This window comes from Bradyrhizobium sp. UFLA06-24 (assembly GCF_054967145.1).
The window spans coordinates 24,160-38,081 of record NZ_JADFUE010000037.1 but is presented as its reverse complement, the minus strand read 5'-3'; the positions used below and the strand labels follow the sequence as shown (position 1 = coordinate 38,081).

The 13,922-nt window shown below is 62.1% G+C and carries 14 protein-coding genes and 1 pseudogene; 8 read left to right on the top strand and 7 right to left on the bottom strand.

Features of this window, described 5'->3' with window-relative positions; translation table 11 throughout:
• The first annotated feature begins 32 nt into the window (after nucleotides 1-32).
• Nucleotides 33-596 carry a hypothetical protein gene (locus IF809_RS25635; protein WP_462838888.1) on the top strand — a complete coding sequence of 188 codons (564 nt, stop codon included), beginning with the start codon at nucleotides 33-35 and terminating at the stop codon, nucleotides 594-596.
• 43 nt (nucleotides 597-639) lie between these two features.
• Here the strand turns inward: IF809_RS25635 and IF809_RS25630 are convergent, their stop codons facing one another.
• Nucleotides 640-996, bottom strand: a complete 357-nt coding sequence (locus IF809_RS25630) for a hypothetical protein (protein WP_128964964.1) — start codon at nucleotides 994-996, stop codon at nucleotides 640-642.
• Nucleotides 997-1,188: 192 nt separating this feature from the next.
• On the opposite strand from IF809_RS25630, the gene IF809_RS25625 reads away from it, so the two are divergent.
• The 3 genes from IF809_RS25625 to IF809_RS25615 all read left to right on the top strand — a co-directional run bounded on the left by IF809_RS25625 (nucleotide 1,189) and on the right by IF809_RS25615 (nucleotide 2,703).
• The gene (locus IF809_RS25625) at nucleotides 1,189-1,653 is read left to right on the top strand and encodes a hypothetical protein (RefSeq protein WP_462838887.1); all 465 of its coding nucleotides are present in this window, start codon (nucleotides 1,189-1,191) and stop codon (nucleotides 1,651-1,653) included.
• A gap of 386 nt (nucleotides 1,654-2,039) precedes the next feature.
• The gene (locus IF809_RS25620; protein ID WP_462838886.1) at nucleotides 2,040-2,225 is read left to right on the top strand and encodes a hypothetical protein; all 186 of its coding nucleotides are present in this window, start codon (nucleotides 2,040-2,042) and stop codon (nucleotides 2,223-2,225) included.
• Nucleotides 2,226-2,361: 136 nt separating this feature from the next.
• On the top strand, nucleotides 2,362-2,703 hold the full coding sequence (locus IF809_RS25615; protein ID WP_453982651.1) for a phasin: 342 nt from the start codon (nucleotides 2,362-2,364) through the stop codon (nucleotides 2,701-2,703).
• Nucleotides 2,704-2,862: 159 nt separating this feature from the next.
• Here IF809_RS25615 and IF809_RS25610 read toward each other — a convergent pair whose 3' ends face one another.
• From IF809_RS25610 to IF809_RS25600, 3 genes are all read right to left on the bottom strand, one after another.
• Entirely contained in the window at nucleotides 2,863-3,183 is a 321-nt protein-coding gene (locus IF809_RS25610) for a c-type cytochrome (protein WP_462838885.1), read from the bottom strand.
• 279 nt (nucleotides 3,184-3,462) lie between these two features.
• Complete coding sequence (locus IF809_RS25605; RefSeq protein ID WP_462838884.1) at nucleotides 3,463-4,293, bottom strand: alpha/beta fold hydrolase; 831 nt, start codon at nucleotides 4,291-4,293, stop codon at nucleotides 3,463-3,465.
• Between the two features lie 155 nt (nucleotides 4,294-4,448).
• Nucleotides 4,449-6,245 (bottom strand): ShlB/FhaC/HecB family hemolysin secretion/activation protein, encoded by a 1,797-nt coding sequence (locus tag IF809_RS25600; RefSeq protein WP_462838883.1) that lies wholly within the window; start codon nucleotides 6,243-6,245, stop codon nucleotides 4,449-4,451.
• Nucleotides 6,246-6,374: 129 nt separating this feature from the next.
• On the opposite strand from IF809_RS25600, the gene IF809_RS25595 reads away from it, so the two are divergent.
• Complete coding sequence (locus IF809_RS25595; RefSeq protein ID WP_462838882.1) at nucleotides 6,375-7,613, top strand: FecR family protein; 1,239 nt, start codon at nucleotides 6,375-6,377, stop codon at nucleotides 7,611-7,613.
• Nucleotides 7,614-7,674: 61 nt separating this feature from the next.
• Nucleotides 7,675-10,413, top strand: coding sequence for an EAL domain-containing protein (locus tag IF809_RS25590; protein WP_462838881.1), 2,739 nt, complete (start codon nucleotides 7,675-7,677; stop codon nucleotides 10,411-10,413).
• Between the two features lie 115 nt (nucleotides 10,414-10,528).
• On the opposite strand, the gene IF809_RS25585 is transcribed toward IF809_RS25590, so the two are convergent.
• The gene (locus IF809_RS25585; protein WP_453982656.1) at nucleotides 10,529-11,107 is read right to left on the bottom strand and encodes a DUF1236 domain-containing protein; all 579 of its coding nucleotides are present in this window, start codon (nucleotides 11,105-11,107) and stop codon (nucleotides 10,529-10,531) included.
• A gap of 37 nt (nucleotides 11,108-11,144) precedes the next feature.
• Between IF809_RS25585 and IF809_RS25580 the strand changes: the two genes are divergently transcribed.
• Nucleotides 11,145-11,390: a hypothetical protein gene (locus IF809_RS25580; protein WP_462838880.1), complete on the top strand. Its 246-nt coding sequence runs from the start codon at nucleotides 11,145-11,147 to the stop codon at nucleotides 11,388-11,390.
• 410 nt (nucleotides 11,391-11,800) lie between these two features.
• Here IF809_RS25580 and IF809_RS25575 read toward each other — a convergent pair.
• Together IF809_RS25575 and IF809_RS25570 are read right to left on the bottom strand one after the other, a co-directional pair.
• Nucleotides 11,801-12,828: pseudogene (locus IF809_RS25575) on the bottom strand (glycosyltransferase family 4 protein).
• A 132-nt stretch (nucleotides 12,829-12,960) separates the two neighbouring features.
• The gene (locus IF809_RS25570; RefSeq protein WP_462838879.1) at nucleotides 12,961-13,170 is read right to left on the bottom strand and encodes a hypothetical protein; all 210 of its coding nucleotides are present in this window, start codon (nucleotides 13,168-13,170) and stop codon (nucleotides 12,961-12,963) included.
• Nucleotides 13,171-13,343: 173 nt separating this feature from the next.
• Between IF809_RS25570 and IF809_RS25565 the strand changes: the two genes are divergently transcribed.
• Nucleotides 13,344-13,763 carry a hypothetical protein gene (locus IF809_RS25565; protein ID WP_453982658.1) on the top strand — a complete coding sequence of 140 codons (420 nt, stop codon included), beginning with the start codon at nucleotides 13,344-13,346 and terminating at the stop codon, nucleotides 13,761-13,763.
• The last annotated feature ends 159 nt before the right edge of the window (nucleotides 13,764-13,922 follow it).

Below are 13,922 nucleotides of genomic sequence, written 5' to 3'. Positions count from 1 at the left end.
CCTTCTCACGTCAATTCGCAAGGAGTCTCCGAGTGCCCCGTGCCAGATGCAATACATCCTACAAATTGAGCGGCCTTCACGACCGGCGGTCGCGCGACCTGCCTTTCAATGCGGAACGGGCGGAGGTCGAGATCGACAATCCCTTGGCGCTCGATCTGGACGAGAAGATCATCGCCATGCGGTCGATCCGCAACGATCCGCTCGCCCGGTTGCATTCGCACCACCAGATCGATGAGGCGCAATATCGGGGTGGCCGCGCCTATCAGAATGATTGGGAAAAGGCTGAGCGAGGGCCTCAGGCCATGGATCCGACCCGGGAATATGTCGACGGCACGCGCTCTCGCGAGCTTGTGACCGAGAGCCAGCGAAAGGCTGTGCTGCGGCTGAACCGGGTCGAGCGCGAGCTTGGCACCGACGGCTCAGCCCTGGTGCATGACGTGCTGGTCCTGGGCTTGACCATGGACCAGATCGGGCAGCGCCGGGCCGTCCGCACCCAGCGCTGGAACGACTATTTCGCACGGCGGTTTCGCGAATGCCTCGATCGCCTGGCGCTGGTTTACGGTTTTGCGACGGATGCGTCGGTCCGGCGGCGTTGAATGAGGCGCCGGCGGGGTGTACCGCCGGCAGACCTCCCGCCTCTTACGGATGCGGCATGATCTGATAGGGCGTGGTGTAGGGCTCGACGCGGAGCGAGGCGTTGGCCAGCAGGCCGATCTTCGCGGTGGGCGCCTGTCGCATTTCGCCGTTCTGTCCGCGGTGCACATTGTACTGCCAGACGGTGAGATCGCCCTTCTGGGCCAGTGCGTGCGCGACCGCACTGGCGTCGTTTCCGCCGAGCGCTTGGAGCTCATCGGGCGACAAGCCGATAATGATCTCGTCCTTGATGGTAACGACCTTGAAAAGGTTCATTTTGATCTCCTGCGCCCATGCGCCCTGTGTCGAAAGTGTGAGAAGCGCAACCGCGGCGCCCTTGATGAGATCGCAGCGAGAAAGCATGCCGTCGTCCTTTGCTGACGCGCGCCCGAATCGAACAGTCCATCAGCCAGGGCGCTCGTGATCTGCGTGGCCGTTTCGCAACCGCTTGGTCGCGGGATATTGAACGACGGTTCACGGCACGAGAAATATCGGGTGCTGATGAACCATGATGCGGGGTAGCGAGTCCAAGCCGAAAGATCTGGGGACCATCCAATGAAATTGACCTACGCTATTTGTTTGTTCGCATCTCTCAGCCGCGTCGGTCCCGCCATGGCCACTGATCCGTTTTATGTCGGAAGTTGGACATTGACGACGGCCGTGGTGGCGCCGTGGGCTGATCCGCACCGCAAACCCGACGATGCGGAGCGCGCGCGACTGATCGGCAAGATGGTCGTTCTGAAAGACAGGGAAATCTCTGGTCCGCGCCCCTTTGCCTGTGCGAAGCCGCAATACAAAGTGACGGACTACGGTCCCGAGATGATCTTCCAGGGAGCATTCGACGAGATGCAGCATGCTGACGCGAAGGCCGATCCGAAGGCGCTCGCCGTTTCGCTCGGCTTCACCGCGGCGCGTATCAGGACGTTGGAGACCGGGTGCGAGATCGACGTTCACTTCGTGGACGATACAACCGCCGAAATAGGGCTCAACAATTACGTGTATACGCTGAGGAAGCGCTAGTCCGCGGTTGCCAGTTTCCGATCATCCGGGAAACGACTTGAAACGTTGGTCGAATTGACAGCTCCCTGCGCCGTGGCCACTGATGCTGCTTCTTGACGCAGGTGGGTGACGGCGGCGGGTAGTCCTGTTATCCGGAATTGCTTTGGCGCGATGCTGGCGAAGCATCACTGAGTCTTACGGTTGGGCTTGCCGGATCGGTTGCTCCTTGCCATAGTTGCAACTTACGGGTCGGCCGAAGTCCGTTCAGATGCGTGGCCTAGCGTGCAAGATGCTGGGATGTTGCGACCTTGAGTTTGTCGTCGCCATGGCGTTGGTGACGACGTCCGGTCCTTGATCGGGCTTCCGACGTACGACCCCGAAAGGCCTAGTCCTGTGATAGGTGCGAGATGAAAAACCTCAATTTCGCGGCTGAACTGCATCTCAAACTCGGCGCCCCCGCGAATAGCACCGTCGAGAGTCTCCGCCTGCTGCGAGCCTTTCTCAAGCTGGCGCCCCGCCAGCGCTTCGAGGTCATCAAGCTGGTCGAAGACCTCGTCACCGACGAAACCTTCCCCGAACTTCCCGTGTCTTGAACTCGGCCGCGCCGAGGTTGTGCTTTGTCCAGCTTTTAGTCCCGAGATAGACCGGCCGGCTCCCGGGAGAGCCTGCCCGCTGGATGGCAGTGCGACAAATGTGATAGTCAGTCAGGATAAAGGGAGGAGAGCGACCATGATCGAACCGAAGCTCGAAGTTCCGGCAGAACTGCGCGACCTGGCCGAGAAGACGATCGACCAGGCGGAGAAGGCATTCGGAATGTTTTTCGATGCCGCCACCAAATCGATATCCTCTGTTCCCGGCACGACTGCGGATGTGTCCAAACAGGCGCTCGCGTTCACCGAGCAGAACATGAAGGCGGCGTTCGAACATGCCCGCAAGCTGGTTCATGCAACCGATCTTCAGGAGGCAATGCGAATCCAATCCGATTTCCTGCGCAGTCAGTTTACCAATGCCGGCGATCACATGCGCCAGATGACCGGCAACTTCATGCAGTCGGGCAAGGGCAAGTCTTGACGATTTAGCCCGACAAGTAAGTCCTGGTTGGGTTCCCGCTTCTCGCGGTGCAGGTCCATAGTGGGCCACTGGATGTGCGCCATCCGCCATCCATCATGTTTCTGCTGATCCCTGTCGGTTCGCCTGACAGGGATTTGCGTTTTGAGGGCGCGGCGTGGGCTACTGCCGCAGCGATCCGATATAGGCCGCCAAGTCGGCGGCTTCGGTCCGGCTCAGGGGAAAGTTCGGCATCTTCGGATGCGGGTCGAGCAGGAAAAAGGCGAGTCTCTCCGCGCTGAAATCGGGCTTGCGCGCAACCGATGCGAAGGAAGGCACGTCGGCGTTGGCCTGGGTCTGGCCGCTCGCGACCACATGGCAGCTCGCACACCAGCGCCGGGCAAGATCAGCCCCGTGATTGGCATCAGCGGCGAAAGCAGGCGACACGCTGAGGCCAGACATTGTCGCGAGCAGAAACCAAATTTGTCTCAAGTGTTCGCGCATCTGATCACCTGCGTAAATTTCACCGCGGACCGTGTACTTAGCCGCAGCACGATCCCGGAAATTGCGAGAGGTCGATGCGGGCAATGATTGACCGCAGCAATCTGCGGGCCGAGCGATAGAGATGCCTAACCGATCCCGGCACCCTCGCCGGGGGCAGGCCAAGGCTTTCGGTATCGAGCCTTTGAGTATAGTGCGACACGTACCTCTCCGACGCTTGTGCTGCAGCCTTTCTATCGCGGCCGGCGGGCAATTGCGTTGATCTGCCGCAAAGCGCCGAGGCTAGTAGTCGCCGGGATTCATGATCATCGGGCTGGTCGTATCGGCCGGCGCCAGCGCGCTGCTGGCGCTGTCCCGCAGGAAGCGGTCGAGCGTCGCTTGGATCTTCTCTTTGACCGATTCGGGACCCCGATCGCTCATCTCGGTGTGCTGCGCCCCGGTATGGATGATGTCGATACCGCGCGCCTTGGCCTCTTCCGGCGTCGGCAGCACGCCGGGGTCGGTCACGAAATGCGGATCCTTGGAGCGGAACGACAGGATCTTCATGCGGTCGTTGAGGACGAAGGGCACTCTCAGGTTGTCGAGCGTAATCACCTTCGACACCAGCTCGGGATGCTGCTTGGCGACATACATAGAGACGTCGCCGCCGTTGGAATGGCCAACCAGTGTGAGGTGGTCGTAGTCGGCATTCTCCTGCCGTCCCTTCAGCGTGTTCAGCACGAAGAGGATGTTGGCCTCGCAGCGCATATAGACCTCGCGGCGGCCGACATATTGCTGGCCGACATGCGTCATCAGGGGCGGATCGCTCGGCAGATCCTGCTGGATGCTGGCGACCAGATAGCCGCGGGCCGCAAGGACGTTGGCAAGGAACGAATACTCGGTCGCCTTGACGGTGTTGCCGTTGCTGATAATGGCGACCGGCAGCTTCCAAAGGCCGAAGTTGGCCTTGTTCTCGTAGTCGCGCCGCACGGCGATTTCGACCGAGATAGGCCTATGGCGCGAAGCATCGAACAGGGACAGCGTCTCGTGCCGGATCGCAAATTTGCTGACGACGATGTATTGGCCTACTGCAAGGATGCAGAGGAAGGCAAGAATTGCGAACACCCTCTTCATGGTTCCGTCTCAATCACTTTTGACTGAACATGGCTATTGAAAACCGCCGGATCGAGCGATCGTGAGCACGTTACCGGATTAAATTTAGGCAAGTCTTGGGGGCAAGTCTCTTGGGGACGGCCCCAATGGGCTCGTTCCAGGCGACGACTGCGCGACTAGAGACAGCCGTTCCTGCCGCGTTCAGGGCAAAGCCTGAAGGCGCTCGACAGGGTGAAGAGGAAACGCGGGCTGCGGCGCTCATTATCCGGCGCCCGGTAGCTCAAGGGCACGGCTACGCCGAAATCTGCTTGGAGATCCTGGGGCAGGAAAAACCGCACGCCGGCACCGGCCGACGTCAGGGCCAGGCCCTCGCTCAGCCGGTAGCCGTCGTTCCAGACCGCGCCGGCGTCCCCGAAGGCGTAGAGCTGGTAGCCGCTCCAGTAGCGGAAATTGAGCTTTTGGTCGAATCGCAGTTCGAGCGAGCCGGCAAGGCCGTTGTCCCCGCTGATCTCTGCCGCACCATAGCCGCGGCCGAAGGCGGCGCCGCCGAGATAGAATTGCTGGGAAGTGAACAGCGGACGTGACGCGGCCTGGCTCGCCGCAGCCAGCTTGAGCGACCATGCGTCGTTGAGGGTCTGGTAGCGTGTGAACCAGAAGTTCAGCACCGAGAAGTTCGAGACCGCACCATCACGCGACAACAGATCGTCCTCGAAATGCGAGGCGCCGAAAACGTCGAGGCCTTGGCGAAAGGTCATCGTCGCGTAGTTGATGCCGCCGAAGCCGTCCTGGAGCCGGTAATCGGCAGTCAGACTCGCAGTCCTGATGTGATCGTTGTACCAGGGGCCGTAAACATCGTGCTCCGAGACGTTGCTGAAGGTCGTCGCCGCAGTCAGGACCAGCGAGGAAGACTGCGACTGTAGAGGGACGATGCTGGCGCGCAGCTCGAACGCCTCGGTCGTAGTGATGTCGCTGGCGAGGCGACGCGCATCGCCGGGCCGGACCGCGCTGTAGAGGACGGATGCACCAAGGCGCACGCCATCGACTCCGACCGGCGTGTCATAGGACAACCGTCCGAAGCCGAGCTCGCGCGGGTCGTTGGCAATCGTCGACAGGTTGACGGCTAGCGTGTCGCCGGGGGCGAGGTAGGAGTTGAACGCGCCGGTCGCATAGCTCTGCCAGGGACCGACCGATGACGAGCCGAGATTGTCCAGGCCGAACGAGGTAAAGACGTGCCACGTTTTGAGATAGACTGTCAGGCGGAAGCGACCGGTCGTACCGCCGATTTCCTCCAGCGCAGTATCGGTGATCCGAACACCCGGCCTGCCGTTGATTAGGAACAGCTGGCGCTCGACTGTTGCGAGGCGCGACGGCCGTTCGGCCAGCACCGGCCCGAGCATCGGCCTCACGCCGAACTGCTCAGCGTCGTCGCCTTTCAGGTTGGCCTCGACGATGGTGCCTTCAATCACCTGGATCCGGACCCGGCCGTCGGCAATGTCCTGAGCAGGCACGATCGCGCGGCTCAGATGAAAGCCCTGCGCGCGGTAGAGATCGCTGATCGCACCGGCGATCGCGGCCAGATCGGCTTGCGAGACCTGCTTGCCGAGATAGGGCTGGTAAGTGGTGGCGATGCTATCGTGCGGGATGGCGTGGGCGCCGCCGACGGTGATGCTGCGCAGCACAAACTGTGGTCTGGTATCGCCGCCGGTTTTGGGTTGGCCGACCGACGGCAGCTTCACTGCGTGGCGGCTTAAGGATTCCTGCTCGGTTTGGTTTTCGAAGTATTTCTCGGGTTGGCGAGGATCGAAGCCCGGCTGGTGGGCCTGTTGCGCCACCGCTTGTGAGGTTCCGGCAAATATCGGCGCAAGTAGCATCAGTGCGGCAACCAGATACCGTTCGGGCGCGCCGCGCGCGGGGTGTTCTCCGTAGTTCGACGGGGAAAGCTCCAGGCGCTGGTAACGATTTGGTAGCCGCATGATTTTTCATAGTTTTTTATGGTCAATGATCGGTTAACGCCCCCGCGGGACTCCCCGGTTGCTGCTAAGCCAATCTTGAATGATTTCGGATACGCATCAGGCTCGCAGTAACTCAGGCTGGGGTCCGTCATGATTGTCCGAATTGGAATGCAGTGCGCCTTGGTGGCAGCGCTGATCCTGGGAATGGCGGCCGGCGCATCCGCTGCGGATGACGGCGTCTGGTCGGTCAGCAAGTCGTCGGGCGAGGTCTGGCTCGCCACCAGCGGCGCCCAAAAGGTGTCCTTGAACCAGGAAGAGAGTCTCAAGCCGGGCGATACCATTCGCACCGGGCGCAACGGGCGCGTACTGCTCGTTCGTGGCGAAGAGACTATTTTGATCTCTCCCAACTCGGTCGTCGGCTTGCCGGCCGAGAAGAAGGAGGGACTTTCCACCACCATCATCCAGCGGGCCGGCTCGATCCTGCTCGAGGTCGAAAAGCGCAACGTCAAGCATTTCGAGGTCGAGACGCCCTATCTCGCCGCCGTCGTCAAGGGAACGCATTTCAGCGTCACGGTGGGTGCAGGAAGCACCAAAGTCGGCGTGCTGCGCGGCCAAGTCGAAGTCTCCGATTTCAGAACCGGCCAGGTCGCTCAGGTCATGCCGGGACAGGTGGCCACCGCTTTCGAGCACGGCGCGCCGGGTCTCCGTCTGAATGGCAGAGGTACGCTCAATCCTATCGAGCAAGGCAAGCCGCGCGCCTCGACGATCGAGCGCGTCCCCGTGCCGAAGTCGGGTCTATCGGCGCCGCGCAACGCGGCGGACGATCATACCATTCATGCGCTTGGTCTGATCGACAAGGGCACCAAGACAGCCGGCACGCCGCCCCCATTGCGTCAGGCCGTTGGAGCTCATGCGCCCAAGGCCGGCGTGGTGCGCATCTCGAACTCGCTTGGCGAGGTCAAGCTGAACTTCCACAAGGTCACGCATGGGCTTGCCCATGAGGCCGTCGCGCCGGGGCGGGTGCGTAATGCGAACGCCAGCACCGACACGGTGTGGGGCGACGGCAAGTCGGGGGCGACGACCGCGAGCAACAGCTCGGCCGTCACGGCGATGACAGAGAGTAGCAGTAACGCCGCAGCGAGCTCCACGTCGACGCCATCCAATCCCTCGGGGGCGGTCGCCGCCGCCGGCTCCTCCAGGGATGCGCCGAGCGGAAACAACGGCAACAGAGGAAATGGCGGCAACAGCGGTAACATCGCCAATAACGGCAATGGTAACGGCAACGGAAACAGCGGTGCCACCGGCAATGGCAGCGGCAATGGCAATAGCGGAAACGCTGGCAATGGCGGTAACAACGGCAACCATTTCGGTTGGAATAGGCATCACTAATTTCGGGCTGTCATCGTGAGGGGGCACTTGGCGGCGAGCGTCGCCGGTGCAGGGGAGCAAGGTGAAACGCTATCGGCCGCATATCCTGGTCGTGATCGCGCTGGCGGTCGTGCTGTCTACGGGATGGCACAGCTCGCTTCGCAACGCGCTCACGGATCTACGCTTTGCATGGCAATCGCGTATCGCCAGCGGCGACGTCGTCGTGGTGGCGATCGACGCGCCCTCGATCGATCAGGTCGGCGTCTGGCCCTGGCCGCGTCGCCTGCATGCCGACCTCCTGCACAGGCTTGAGGCCGCTGGCGCTCAGGACGTAGCTTTCGACATCGACTTTAGCACGCCATCGGATACGGCCTCCGACGAGGCCTTCCTCACCGCGCTCCGAGAAGCCGGAGGCTCGACGATCCTGCCGTCCTTCAAGCAGCCGACGCCAAACGGCGGCGCGACGCATATCAACCGTCCCCTCAAGCCCTTCAGCAACCAATCGTGGCCGGCCGTCGTCAATGTCGCGATCGAACCGGATGGGCTCGTTCGCCGCTACCCGGTCGGCGAGAAGCTCGGTGATGTCCAAATGCCCTCGATGGCCATCGTGCTTGCCGGGCAGGACGTCAATCGACGACCGCCTTTCCTGATCGACTTCAGTATTCAATCGACATCCATTCCCAGCGTTTCGTATGTCGACGTGCTGCGGGGGGACGCCGCGGCGCTCGAGAAGATAAGAGGCAAGAAGGTCATCGTCGGTGCCACCGCACTCGAACTTGGCGACCGTTTCAGTGTCCCAAATGGCCGTATCGTCGCGGGGCCGGTCCTGCAGGCCCTGGCGGCCGAATCGGTGCTGCAGAACCGCATGCTGCGCTGGACGTCGGATGTCGGCATGATCGCCGGCCTCGGCCTCATCTGCCTCTTGATGATGTATTCATGGCGCCGTGTCGCTCCGGGGGTCCGCGTCGCGATCCTGATTGCAGCTGGAGCAGCCATCGAGCTGACGGCGGTTCTCGTGCAGCAGCATTGGCCGTTCGTGATTGACACGTCGCTGTTCCACATCGCGATCGTCGCCTATCTGACGGCCATCGCGCTGGATGAGATCGATTTCCGCAGCCTGCTCGGACGCATTGCCGAAAGCCGCTTTCATCGCATCGCGATGTCGCTCGGCGATGGTCTGGTCTGCACCGACGAGGATCACCGGATCACGGTTTGGAATCCCGGCGCGAGCGCGATTTTTGGCTATATGCCGACTGAGATCATCGGGCGCCCGTTCGAGACACTTTGTGCGAGTCCTACGGAAGCAGGCACAAAGACCTTCGCCATCCGAGACGCTGCGCGCCAGGCCTTGCTAGTCCCCGGTGGTGCCGTCGTTGTCGAGTTCGAGGGCCGGCGCAAGACTGGGGAAATGTTCCCGGTCGAAGCAAGCTTCTCTGGCTGGCAAGGAACGGACGGCTTCCAATTTGGCGCGATCCTGCGCGACATTTCCGTTCGTAAGCGCGAGGTCGAGCGCGTCAGATATCTCGCCGAGTATGATGCGCTGACCGGGCTTGCCAACCGCAACACGCTGCATGCGGGCCTTCTCGATCTGATCGCTGCGGCGGAGCGGCAATCTTCCAAGGTCGTGTTGCTCGTGTTGGGGCTCGACGGCTTTCAACAAATCAACGACATGCTTGGACACTCGGCGGGCGACCTCGTGCTGCGGGCCGTGGCTGAGCGGCTGCGGGCCGAATCCGACAGCAAGGCGATAATTGCAAGGCTCAGCGGTGATGAGTTTGCGATTGCGCTGGATTGCGCAAGCGAGCCGATTGGCGCGTTTGCCGAGCGGATCGCGCGTGCCTTCGAGGCGCCGCTCGCAACGGGGACGCGCCAGCATCGCGTGAGGATCAGCATGGGTGTTGCCGTCTACCCGGACGGTGGACAGAACGCGGACGATCTCCTGAGCAATGGCCATCTTGCGTTGACCAAGGCAAAGCTGACGCGACGCGGCAGCCACGTGATTTTCGAGAGTGCGATCAGGCAGGAGCTGGAAAGTCGTCTGACGCTGGAAAGCGAGCTGGCGCTTGCCGCCGATCGCGGTGAGTTCGAGCTGTTCTACCAGCCGCAGGTTCGCTTGATCGATGGCAGTCTGATTGGAGCCGAAGCGCTGATCCGCTGGCGGCATCCAGTGCGTGGCTACGTCTCGCCCGGAGAGTTCATGCCGGTCGTCAACACCTCGGCATTGTCCGAGCGGATCGCGAGCTGGGTGATGGACACCGCCGCCCGCCAGGCGCGCGCCTGGGAATTGTCGGGCAACGCCGTGCGCGTTGCGATCAACCTCTCGCCGTCGCAGCTCCAATCGGGTGATCTCGCGCATTCGGTCGCGGAGCTGTTGAAGACCACGGGGCTCACTCCCTCGCTGCTCGAGATCGAGGTCACCGAAGATATCCTGTTGCACGATGAGGCTCGGGTGCTCGACATCTTCAAGCGGATCCAGCAGCTCGGGGTCCGCATCCTGTTCGACGACTTCGGAACGGGCTATGCAAGCCTGAGCTATCTCAAGAAGTTTCCGCTCGACGGGCTCAAGATCGACCGCTCGTTCGTGTTAGGTCTGCTCGCCAATTCCGACGATGCCGCGATCGTCGGCTCGACCATCGGCCTCAGCAAACAGCTTGGTCTGACCGTCGTTGCCGAAGGCATCGAGAACCGCGCTACGGCCGACTTCCTGGTCAGCATGGGATGCGAGGAAGGGCAGGGCTATTTCTTCGGCCGTCCAATGCCTGCCGAAGCCTTCGAGAAACAATTTTGGCCGGCTGAGCACCAAGCCGTCAGCGCTGCGTGACCTGCTCGGCAAGCAGCTTCACGGTCGCACCCCGGTCATCACAGGCCCCGTCACATGTGAAGGGCCGCAATGTTGCGGCCCTTCTTGCTCGGTTAGGCATCTGCTTTCGAAAGGATCAATCGATCTCTTCGATGACCCGGCGGTCTTGCGGCTCGACGATGTAGGTGTGGCTGTCCCGGTTGATGTACCGGTACTCGCGAAGGGTCGGAGCATCCCGATACACTTCCTCCGGAAACGCCTCGATCTCCACACCATCAGGCACGCGCTCGCCGGTCCGGATCTCGGTACGGACTGTGCTGCCCGTCGTCCGCCGCTCATGCTCGACCGGGCGGGCCTTCGCGTGCTTGCGGATCACCTCGCGGTCGCGATCGCTGAACGTCGTCTTGCGCCTCTCGGTAGGTGCCGGCGCCGACGCAGTGGAGCGGCCGGAGTACGGCAGGACGGCCACGATCTTCTCGCTGGACGGCTCAACGATCACGATCTCGTCCTTGACCAGGACGAAATTGTAGCCCCGATATTGCGGCACGATCTCGACAACATCGGCCGGCAAGGGCTGCAGGCGGACATCGCGCGGCACGATTGTGCCGACCGACAGCGAGAAGTTCACGTTGGTCAGCGGCTGCACGTTCAAGTGCGAAATCGACGAACTGATGCGGGTCCGCTGCTGATCGTTGATGTTCACTGACGCGTTCACGTTGGTGTTCGACGAACGATCGGCCGTGGTCTGCTGATTGTTCGGCTGCTGGGCCGTATTGGTCGAGCCGCTCGCCGTCGGTGACTGCGCCTGGTTGCTGCCCGACGCCGGTGGGTTGGCGCTCTGCGTCTGGGTGCTCGATGGTGTGGGGGAGCTGGTCTGCGCCTGGTTCGAAGGCGTGGCGGTCTGGTTGGCGGGCGGATTGGTCTGTGCCTGGTTGGTCGACGTGCCCGACCCCGGCGCCTGCGTGGTGTTGGTGGTAGTGTTTGGGCTTGATGACTGACCTGCGGCAGTCTGACCGGTCGAGGACGGAGACTGTGTCTGGGCCGAATTGGTCGAAGGACTGGTCTGGGCAGATCCTGAAGCCGAGTTGGATGATGGGGCCGACGTCGAAGACGATGGGGGCGTCGTCGATGTGGAGTCCTGTGGATGCTGCGTCGCCGATGGGGTGGAGCTGGATGTGCTCGGAGACGATTGCGCGAACGCCGACGTTGCGATTGCGAGGGCAGCGGTCGTAGCCAGGAATAGACGCTTGTTCATCTGGAACCTCCTAATGTGTATGTTGATCAACCCTTGGTGCGCCGCGCGGTTCCGGACCGGGAAGTTTCGGCAACAGCACGCCTTGCTGCTGGCGCGATATGGCGCGCAGCCAAGATTGGGTGGAACTCAGGGCAAAGTCCGCCCTAACGAGATTCACGCGCCAGCGGCCAGCTCGCGATATTGGCGTTCGTACTCACTCGCCATCCGGCTCGCGGCGAACCGCTGCTCGAAACGGGCGCGGACTCCTCTTCGATCAAGTCGACCAACTTCGTAACCGCTGCAATCGCCTGTTCCTCGCTGTCCACGATAAAGCCCGTGACCCCGTCTTCCACGACTTCCGGCACCGATCCCGAACGATAGGCGATCACGGGTGTGCCGCACGCCATCGCTTCGATCATGACCAGGCCGAAGGGCTCCGGCCAGTCGATTGGAAACAGCAAGGCGGCAGCACCGGCGAGGAACGGCTGCTTGCGGATTTCGTCCACCTCCCCGACAAGCTCGATGTTCTCGCCATCGATCTCGGGCTCGAGTTTCTTCGTGAAGTAGGTTGTCTCGGCGCGAGGTATCTTTGCGGCAATGCGCAGCGGCATTCGGGCGGCGCGCGCGATCCGTATGGCATCTTCCGGCCCCTTCTCCGCGGTGAGCCGTCCGAGAAAGGCGAGGTACGAGCCCTTCTCGTAGCGGGGCCGAAACAGATCCCCGGGCAGGCCGTGCGGAATCGTCGCGAGCCAGTTCGCGTTCGGCAGCGCACGGCGCTGATTGTCGGAGATGGAGACGAATGGGGCTGTCGGAAAACGCGCGACCACATCGGAGAGGCCCGGAAGGTCGAGCCGGCCGTGCATTGTCGTCAGAAATGGCACCCCGGTTCGGCTCAGCACGGGCAGGGGCAGCCAGTCCACATGGGAGTGGATCACGTCGAAGTCGCGCGCACGCTCCGCGATGGCCTCGATCAGCAGCGCGCAGGCCGCGCTCGGATCGACGCCCTTGCGTCCCAGGCGCAGAGCCCGCGGCCACACCGCGTGCAGCTTTCCCGCCGTATGCGAATCGCCACTTGCGAACAGGGTGACGTCGTGGCCACGCGCGACCAGTTCGTCCACCAGCCAGGCGATCACCCGTTCCGTGCCGCCGTAAAGCCTGGGAGGAACGCTCTCGGCCAACGGTGCAAGCTGGGCGATCCGCATCGATTTAGGCCCCAAATACGATCCGCAAGCCAATCACGATGATCGCGGAGATCACGAAGGAAATCGCGAGCAACGTCCAACTCGGCCTTGTGCTTCCGCGGGCTACGCGCGCGACGAGCATTTTCATGCCCGTCAACATTCGTCTTCGGGAAGCTGGTGCAGATAGGCTAACCCGAAGCTGGCGAGTTCTTCGGTGTCGCTCTCGCGTTCTTCCCCTCTTCTGTGCAGGTGGCGCTCAAGCAGACAGCGCCTGTTGTCGTGAGCGTCGACATCGGGATGCTGGGCCCGATACACCGTCCATGCCGTTTCCGCAGCGTTCTTCAAGACGGTTTCATCGACCATGCTTCACTCTCCGGAGGCGGCTCGTTCGCTGCCAACTCAAGGCGCTTCGGAAAGTTTCCGGTTTTTCCCGTTCTTTGGACGAAGAGAGCAAACGGGCTGGGCAACAGCAACCATTGCCTATTTTTCCCGTTATCGCCGGGGCGTGAGCAATGTGGATGTGAAAGGAAATCTCGATGAATAAGATCGCAATGTCGACCTTGATGGTCGGCGCACTTGGTCTGAGTTCAATAGCGGCGACGTCTCCCGCCCAAGCTCAGTGGCGGCACTGGGGCCCGGGTATCGCCGGCGGCCTGGTTGCGGGCGCGGTGATCGGCGGGATTGCCTCGTCGGCGTATGGCTGGGGACCCGGCTACGGCTACTACGGATACGGTCCAGGCTATTACGGCGCCGGCTACTATGGCGGCCCCTACGCTTACGACTACGATTACGGATACGATGCGCCGTACCGGTGGGGCAGCGGATACGCCACGACCACCTACTACACGCGCCCTGTTACTTATGGCTATCGCTATCGCCGCGTCGTGCGTCCCGCTTACGCTTATTACCGCGGGTCATATCCCGTCGTGCACCGTTGGCATCATCACCATTGGTGAGCGGTTCTTCCGATTACAACACGGAGCCGCGCCCAGGATGGCGCGGCCTTTGTCGATCAGGTGCATGGTATCGGGATGGTGGCGGGCGATGCGTCACGACGCGCCAATTGCCAACGTCCTGTCCGCAGCCAGTTCACCTTGAACAAGAGCACGGCAAGA